Source organism: Streptomyces sp. NPDC002130, from assembly GCF_040296465.1.
Taxonomy (GTDB): Bacteria; Actinomycetota; Actinomycetes; order Streptomycetales; family Streptomycetaceae; genus Streptomyces.
The window spans coordinates 1-7,170 of sequence record NZ_JBEOXI010000341.1; the positions used below are offsets into that span (position 1 = coordinate 1).

At 69.9% G+C, this 7,170-nt stretch carries 5 protein-coding genes and 2 pseudogenes; 1 reads left to right on the forward strand and 6 read right to left on the reverse strand.

The genetic code is table 11. The annotated features are described in order from the left end of the window. Positions 1–371: pseudogene (locus ABT116_RS37540) on the reverse strand (hypothetical protein); the annotation flags it as partial. A 299-nt stretch (positions 372–670) separates the two neighbouring features. Between ABT116_RS37540 and ABT116_RS37545 the strand changes: the two are divergent. Beyond that, positions 671–2,200 carry an MFS transporter gene (locus ABT116_RS37545; protein WP_351643658.1) on the forward strand — a complete coding sequence of 510 codons (1,530 nt, stop codon included), beginning with the start codon at positions 671–673 and terminating at the stop codon, positions 2,198–2,200. A 9-nt stretch (positions 2,201–2,209) separates the two neighbouring features. On the opposite strand, the gene ABT116_RS37550 is transcribed toward ABT116_RS37545, so the two are convergent. From ABT116_RS37550 to ABT116_RS37565, 5 genes and pseudogenes are all read right to left on the reverse strand, one after another. Beyond that, positions 2,210–2,662, reverse strand: a complete 453-nt coding sequence (locus ABT116_RS37550; RefSeq protein WP_351643638.1) for a VOC family protein — start codon at positions 2,660–2,662, stop codon at positions 2,210–2,212. Between the two features lie 62 nt (positions 2,663–2,724). Continuing rightward, on the reverse strand, positions 2,725–3,573 hold the full coding sequence (locus ABT116_RS37555; protein WP_351643643.1) for a helix-turn-helix domain-containing protein: 849 nt from the start codon (positions 3,571–3,573) through the stop codon (positions 2,725–2,727). A gap of 46 nt (positions 3,574–3,619) precedes the next feature. Next, entirely contained in the window at positions 3,620–5,272 is a 1,653-nt protein-coding gene (locus ABT116_RS37560) for a glycoside hydrolase family 13 protein (RefSeq protein WP_351643648.1), read from the reverse strand. A gap of 35 nt (positions 5,273–5,307) precedes the next feature. Further along, positions 5,308–5,403: pseudogene (locus tag ABT116_RS51025) on the reverse strand (carbohydrate ABC transporter permease); the annotation flags it as partial. Between the two features lie 414 nt (positions 5,404–5,817). Beyond that, positions 5,818–7,029: a glycosyltransferase family 4 protein gene (locus tag ABT116_RS37565; RefSeq protein WP_351643652.1), complete on the reverse strand. Its 1,212-nt coding sequence runs from the start codon at positions 7,027–7,029 to the stop codon at positions 5,818–5,820. Between the last annotated feature and the right edge of the window lie 141 nt (positions 7,030–7,170).

Consider the following 7,170-nt stretch of genomic DNA (forward strand, 5'->3'; position numbering starts at 1 on the left):
GCCTTGCTCGTCTGCCATGAGCGAATCCCCAGATAGCTTGGCCGAGGCTCGACCAGGTCCGGATTGAAGGCGGGGCTGACCAGCGCGATCAGTGTCGCCCCGTCGCGCAGCCGGCCGATCTCCTCGGTCGAGGGGGCGTTGACCTTCAGCACGATCTCCGCCTGCCAGGGGTCGCCGAGCCGGGCTCCCGCCTCCTCGTAGGCCGCGTCGGAGAAGCGGGACGAGGCTCCCGCCTCCGGTTCGACCGTGACGTCGTAGCCGAGCGCGACGAGTCTCCCCACGGTGGCCGGCGTGGCCGCCACCCTGGTCTCGCCCGCAGTGGATTCGGCCGGTATGCCGATCCCCTGGGGTTGCGGTTCCGCTGGGACCATCGTCTGCCTCTCCCGTCGTTCGACTGTCTGTCCTCCTTGGTGCCCGCATCCTGCACGCTCGACGCGGCATCCGTGGCGGACCACGGTCACATGGCCGAGGAGGTCGTCCTCACACCGCCGAGGGGTTGCCGGAGAGCACGATTCGCGGTATCAGCGTGACTCCCGGTACCGATGAGCCATCTGATGCGACAGGACATCGCCGGGCGCAGACTGATGTCGTGAGCAGCACGCGCCCGGGGCGCGGCGAGGCCGCGGCCCCCTCCCGATCCGCACCCCAGCAGACTGTCGCGCTGGCGGCGATGATGTTCGCCGTCGCCATGACCTTAATCGATCAGACCATCGTGTCGATCGCGGCCCCGGACATCGTCCGGGAACTGGGTCTGTCGTCCTCCGGCATGCAGTGGGTGGTCAACGCCTATCTGCTGGCTCTCGCGGCGTTCTTCGCGCTCGGCGGCCGCCTCGCTGACCTGTACGGGCCGCGCCGGGTCGTCATCATCGGCACGCTGGTGTTCGTCGTCTCCTCGGTGCTGTGCGGCTGCGTCCCCGAGGGCGGCGCCGCGCAGGCCTGGCTGATCGTGTTCCGCGCCACGCAGGGGCTGGGAGCGGCACTGCTGTTCCCCGCGGCCCTGGCCGTGGTGGTCGCGGTGTTCCCGGTCGAGCGGCGCGGGCGTGCGCTCGCGTTGTTCTTCGGGGTCACCGGCGCGCTGACCGCCGTCGGCCCGCTGCTGGGCGGCTGGCTCACGAACTGGACCTGGCGGGCCGTGTTCTGGGTCAACGTGCCGGTGGCGATCGTGGCGCTGGTGCTGACCGCCCTGGCGCACATCCCCGACCGGCGGCGGTCCGGCACGCTGGACGTGCCGGGTGCCGTCCTCATCGCGATCGGCATGGGCCTGAGTGTCCTCGGCTTCCAGCAGGCGTTCTCCTGGGGCTGGGACAGCTGGGCGACCTGGGTGTGCATCGTGGGCGGCCTCGCGGTGCTGGCCGGGTTCGTCCGCTACGAACGCGGGGTGGAGCACCCGCTGATCGATCTGCGGGTCTTCCGCGACAAGGCGTTCAGCGTGGACGCGCTGGTGCTGTTCTTCGCGATGCTCGCGTTCGTCCCCCTGTTCTTCTTCGCCTCCGTCTACGCGCAGGTGTCGCTGAGCGCCTCGCCGAACCAGGCAGCGCTGTTCCTGCTGTACTTCTTCGTGGGCTTCGCGATCGCCTCCCAGTGGGGCGGCCGGATCCTCGACAAGCAGGGCGCCAGGCCGGCCCTGAAACTGGGCGCGGTGGTGGGCGCCGTGGGGTTCGCGCTCTGGGCGGGCGAACTCACCAACCTGACCATGCACGACCAGTGGCTCTACGCGGCGCTCGCCGGGGCAGGCATCGGCTTCATCCTGGCGCCGGCGTCGACGGACGCCGTGAACCGGGCCATCGGAACCTCCTACGGCGAGGTCACCGGCATCACCCAGACGGTGCGCAACTTCGCGGCCAGCGTGGGCATGGCGGTCTACGGCACGATCCTGACGCATGTCACGACCGACAACGTGACCGGCACCCTGGAGTCCCGGGGCGTGCCCGCGGGAACGGCCCAGAGCGTGGCACGCGACGTCACCGAGTCGGTCACGGGCAACGGCGACGCCCGGCCGCCCACCGGCACCGGCCCCGCCGCCGAGGCGACCCGGGACGCGATGTCCGCGATCCGCATGGACTTCGCCGAGGCCAACCAGTGGGTGTTCTACGGCATGGCCATCGCCCTGGGCATCGCCTTCCTGTGCGCCCTGCGGCACCCGGGCGGCAAGGTGGACGCCAACGCGAAGGTGGAGGAGCCGGCGGCGCACGCCCGCTGACGCCGCGCGTCAGGTGAACAACTCGTCCGTACGCGCCTGGATCTGCTCGGGCGTCAGGTCCTCGATCGTCTGGGAGATCATCCAGAGATGCCCGAACGGGTCGGCGAGACGGCCGCCGCGCTGCCCGTAGTGCTGGTCGGCGACGGGGTACACCACCGTCGCCCCGCCCCGCACCATGGCCTCGGCCACGGCGTCGGCGTCGGACACGTCGAGCGCCATGATCACCGGGCTGCCGCCGAGGGACGCCGGCGCCGGGTCGGCCGCGTCGGCGTCCTTCACCGCGATCACCGCGCCGCCGAGCCGCAGCAGGGCGTGCACGATCCTCCCGTCGGGGCCGGTGTACCGCTCGATCTCCTCGGCGCCGAGCGCGGCCCGGTAGAAGTCGATCGCGCGGGGGCCGTCGGGGACCACGAGCCGGGCGTAGAGCCGGGTGACGGTCTGCTGTGCGGGTGTGTTCGTCATGCCTCCACGATCGCCGGGTCCGGGGATCGTGGATTGTAGAAAAAAGGCCGGTCCGGGGCCGTTCACCTGTCCAGCGGAACGTGGTTGCGTTCGAGCGGCGAGCGCGGTGCGTACGCGGTCGGGGTGATCCCGGCCAGCGCGCGGAACTCGTGGATCAGGTGCGCCTGGTCGTGGTAACCGCAGTCCGCGGCGAGCACCGCCCAGTCCGGCGGTCCCTGCCCGGCGTTCACATGGCCCAGCAGCCGCTGGAAGCGCCGGATCCGGGCGTACCGCTTGGGCGCGAGTCCCAGTTGGTCGGTGCAGCGGCGGGCCAGCCGCCGGGCGGTCCAGCCCAGCCGGTCGGCGACCTCGGCGACGGGCGTGCCCCGGCCGAGCAGCGCGGCGGCGAGGCGGACCGCCGGGTCGGGCTCCAGGGGGCGTCGCGCCCGGGCCAGCAGGGCCGTCTCCAGCTCCCGCAACCCGGCCCGCGGGCCCCCGGCGGCCATGGCCTCCAGCAGCCGCTCGCGCAGCACCGCGCCGTCCGTGCCCCACAGCTCGTCGAGTCCGACCAGGTCGTCGCGGACCTCGGAGACCGGGGCGGTGAGGAAGGGGTGGGCGCCCCCGGGCCGGAACGCCACCCACAGGACGGCCCGCTGCTGTGCCGGGTCGATCAGGGCCGGCTCCGTGTACGGCCCGTGCACGGCCGCGCCCCGGGTACGCCGGCCCGGGCCCCGCAGCGGGGAGGAGGACAGGGCGTCCCGGTCGAGGTTGACCAGCAGCTGCGCCCCGCCCGTCGGCAGGGCCAGCTCGGCGGTGTGCGCGAACCGCCCCTCGGCACAGCCCATCGCGCCGATCAGCGGCGCGAGGGCTGCCGCCGACGGCCGGACGGTGAGCGAGACCGGCGTCTGCTCCGGACGGGCCGGACGGGTCATGGGTCCAGCGTACGGTCGGGACGGCCCCGCAACGCCGGTGCGGAAGCTACACGGCCAGCCAAACCGCCTGGTCCGGCTCCAGCACCCTGCCTTCGAGGGGCCCGGCGGCCAGCAGGAGGGCGGTGTACGCGGGCAGTTCGTACGGCGTTCCGGAGAGGTTGACCACGCAGACGAAGCCCGGCTCGCGGCGGAAGGCCAGCACCCCCTCGGGGGTGTCCAGCCAGGTCATGCCGCCGTCGCCGAGGGCGGGGTGGTCACGGCGGATGCGTAGGGCCGCGCGGTAGAGCTCCAGCATGGAGGCGGGATCGCCCGTCTGGGCCTCGACGCAGAGCCCCGCCCAGTCGTCCGGTTGCGGCAGCCAGGGCTCTGCGCCGGTGCCGAAGCCGTAGGGGGCCGCCGGGCCCGACCAGGGGATCGGGACGCGGCAGCCGTCGCGGCCGCGGTCGGTGTGGCCGGAGCGTTCCCAGATCGGGTCCTGGAGGGCGGACTCGGGCAGGTTCTCGACCTCGGGCAGGCCGAGTTCCTCGCCCTGGTAGACGTAGGCGCCGCCGGGCAGGGCGAGCGTCAGCAGGGCGGCGGCGCGGGCGCGCCGGGTGCCCAGCGCGAGATCGAGCGGGCCCTCGGGTTCGTAGCGCGTGTCGACCGTCCAGCTGCGCTCCGCGGTACGGCCGTAGCGGCTGGGGTGGCGCATGACGTCGTGGTTGGACAGGACCCAGGTGGCCGGTGCGCCCACCGCGCCGAGCATGTCGAGGGAGTCGTCGATGACGGCCCGCAGGTCCCCGGCGTCCCAGCGGCACATGAGGAAGTCGAAGTTGAAGGCGGTGTGCAGACCGTCCGCCCGGACGTAGGCCGCGAGGCGCTCGGGGGTGTCCGCCCAGGCCTCGGCGACGAAGGAGCGCTCGCCCGGGAACTCGTCGGCGACCTTGCGCCAGGACCGGTATATCTCGTGCACCTCGTCGCGGTCCCAGTGCGGGTGGTCGAGGTGCCGGCGCACCTCGTCGCGGCGGGTGAGCGGCCCCAGCACCGCCGGCTGCGCGCGGGGCGGCAGGTCGGGCAGGTCCGGGTGCTTGATCAGCCCGTGGGCGACGTCGATACGGAAGCCGTCCACGCCCCGGGCGAACCAGAACCGCAGGATCGACTCGAACTCCTCCCGTACCTCGGGGTGTTGCCAGTTCAGGTCGGGCTGCTCCGGCGCGAACAGGTGCAGGTACCAGTCGCCGTCGGGCAGCCGGGTCCAGGCCGGGCCGCCGAAGCAGGACACCCAGTCGTTCGGGGGCTGCGCCCCGTCGGGACCGCGGCCGGGGCGGAAGACGTAGCGCTCGCGCTCGTGGCTGCCCGGGCCGGCCTCCAGCGCCGCGCGGAACCAGGCGTGCCGGTCGGAGGTGTGGTTCGGGACGATGTCGGGGATCACCCGGATCCCCTGCGCGTGCGCCTCCTCGATGAGCCGCTCGGCGTCGGACAGCGTGCCGAACAGCGGGTCGATGTCCCGGTAGTCGGCCACGTCGTAACCGTGGTCGGCCATGGGCGACTTGTACCAGGGGTTGATCCAGATGGCGTCCACGCCCAGCGACTTCAGATACGGCAGGCGCGAGCGGAGGCCGGCGATGTCGCCGACGCCGTCGCGGTTCCCGTCGGCGAAGCTGCGGATGTAGACCTGGTAGATGACGGCGCTGCGCCACCAGGGTGCGGGGTGGGACACGGTGGATCCGGCTCCTCGGGTGTGCGGTGAGGTGTCTACTTGGCCGCGCCGGCGGTGAGCCCGGCGACGATACGGCGCTGGAAGAGCAGCACCATGACCACCAGCGGAATGGTCACGACGACGCCCGCGGCTCACGATCTGTATCGACGCAGAGATCCAACTCGCACCGTCGTGCATCAGCATCGTGCGTATCACGTCGAACACCACGAAACCAGCTGCAGCCAAGGCGTATACCGTGAGATTCATCGAGTCCGAGCCGGCGATCACGAACAGTGCCCACACCGATGTCACCGATACCGCCGCCAGCGCGATCGTGGGCGCCAACGCCGGTCCACGCTCGTCAGACCCCGCCCCTCGCGACAGCCAGACGTCGACGCCGATCGCTCTCCCCAGTGCCAGTGCCAACAGACCCGCCGATTGAATCACGGCAACCTGGCCGACTTCGATCGGACCACCGAGTCGTGCCACCGAGGTGAGGACGACAAAAGTGAGGATGCTCGAAAGCGCCTGATCCGCCATGAATGTCACATGTCGAGTGCGATCGTTCACGATCTCACCTCGTTGATGAGCTCACGCATCGACGTCGCTGCCTTGCCCGATGTGAAGCGATTCGAGTAGTGACGATAAGCGGATCTGCGTATCGCCGATCGGTCGCCCGCTCCGAAGATCCGGTCGAGGGCCTCGCGAATCGACGACTCATCCAAGGAATGGAGAGGCGTTCCGCCAGGTCCGACGATGTCCGCGAGAGCGCCGCTGGTTGCGTAGATGACCGGGGTGCCAACCGACATCGATTCGATCGCAACGCGTCCGAACGGCTCTGCCCATTGAGACGGCACCACGGACGCCGCACTGTCGCGGAGTATCTCGATCACATCTTCGTGTGAAGTGAATCCGGCCAGCGTGACGTTGTCGCGAGCTGCGCTGATGCTGGAGATCTCGGCGTACTGCGGTCCGTCACCGAGCACTGTGAGTGAGGGACTTCCCTCGTCCTGTGGCCAGTTGCGCACCAGGTCCAGGACGCCCTTCTCCGGTGTCAGTCGGCTGACGCACACAACCGAATCAGTGCTCCGAAACTCGGGTTCATTTTCTTCGAATCCGAAGTTCGGACGAACCACGACGCGATCGGAATCGATCAGTGGCCCCTCGATCAGCCGCGCTGTCATCGCGCTCGTTGCCACGAACCTGTGCTGCTTCCATCCCGAGACGCTCAGCTTGACTGCCGCAGCACTCAAGTAGCAGACAAGGCTCTGAAGTCGGCTGTTGCCGTAGCATCCGTTGCGGACACAGCTCGAGAAGTAGTTCGTGGAACCACATTCGGTGCACGTGCCATCCCCGCGCAACTTGGCGGACGGTGTGGCCAGGCGGTAGTTCCGAACCGCCTGCAGCGTAGGAATTCCGGCTGCTCGCGCAGCCACGAGCAACGAGGCCGAAAACGCAGGCCAGAGATTGTTGACGTAGACGACGTCGGGCCGCTCCGAACGGATAATACGAAACGCGTCGACAAGTACCCGCGGGCTGAATACTGCTGTGACTGCCGCCCACGGTCCCCCGGAGATCTCGGAGTTGTCCGTGGTGCACCGAACCGTCTCGTATCCGATCGATTCGAGGAGCTTGGATTCGTTCGCAAAGCTCTGCTCCTCGCCACCCGGGTTCCGATAGATCGCATGGAACATCAAGGCTTTCGGCTGCGTGGATCCACCGGCGGCCGTTAGGGTCACATCAGGCTTCGAACGCGCTACATCGAACGTCTTGTACATCTCACCGACCTCCTCTTTGCTGCGTAGCGAGGCTGTACACATCGTTCGTGTCGGCACGCCGCGCACTGTGAGAGCGGTGCGTCGAGGGTCCGTACGGTGCCAGGAAGACCCATACGATCAACCACATGGCGCCGAAGAAGA

Excerpts from the sequence above, each read along its gene's own strand:
- ABT116_RS37555 (WP_351643643.1), bottom strand. The coding sequence starts at position 3,573 with ATGACCCGTCCGGCCCGTCCGGAGCAGACGCCGGTCTCGCTCACCGTC.
- ABT116_RS37545 (WP_351643658.1), top strand. The coding sequence starts at position 671 with ATGATGTTCGCCGTCGCCATGACCTTAATCGATCAGACCATCGTGTCG.
- ABT116_RS37565 (WP_351643652.1), bottom strand. The coding sequence starts at position 7,029 with ATGTACAAGACGTTCGATGTAGCGCGTTCGAAGCCTGATGTGACCCTA.
- ABT116_RS37550 (WP_351643638.1), bottom strand. The coding sequence starts at position 2,662 with ATGACGAACACACCCGCACAGCAGACCGTCACCCGGCTCTACGCCCGG.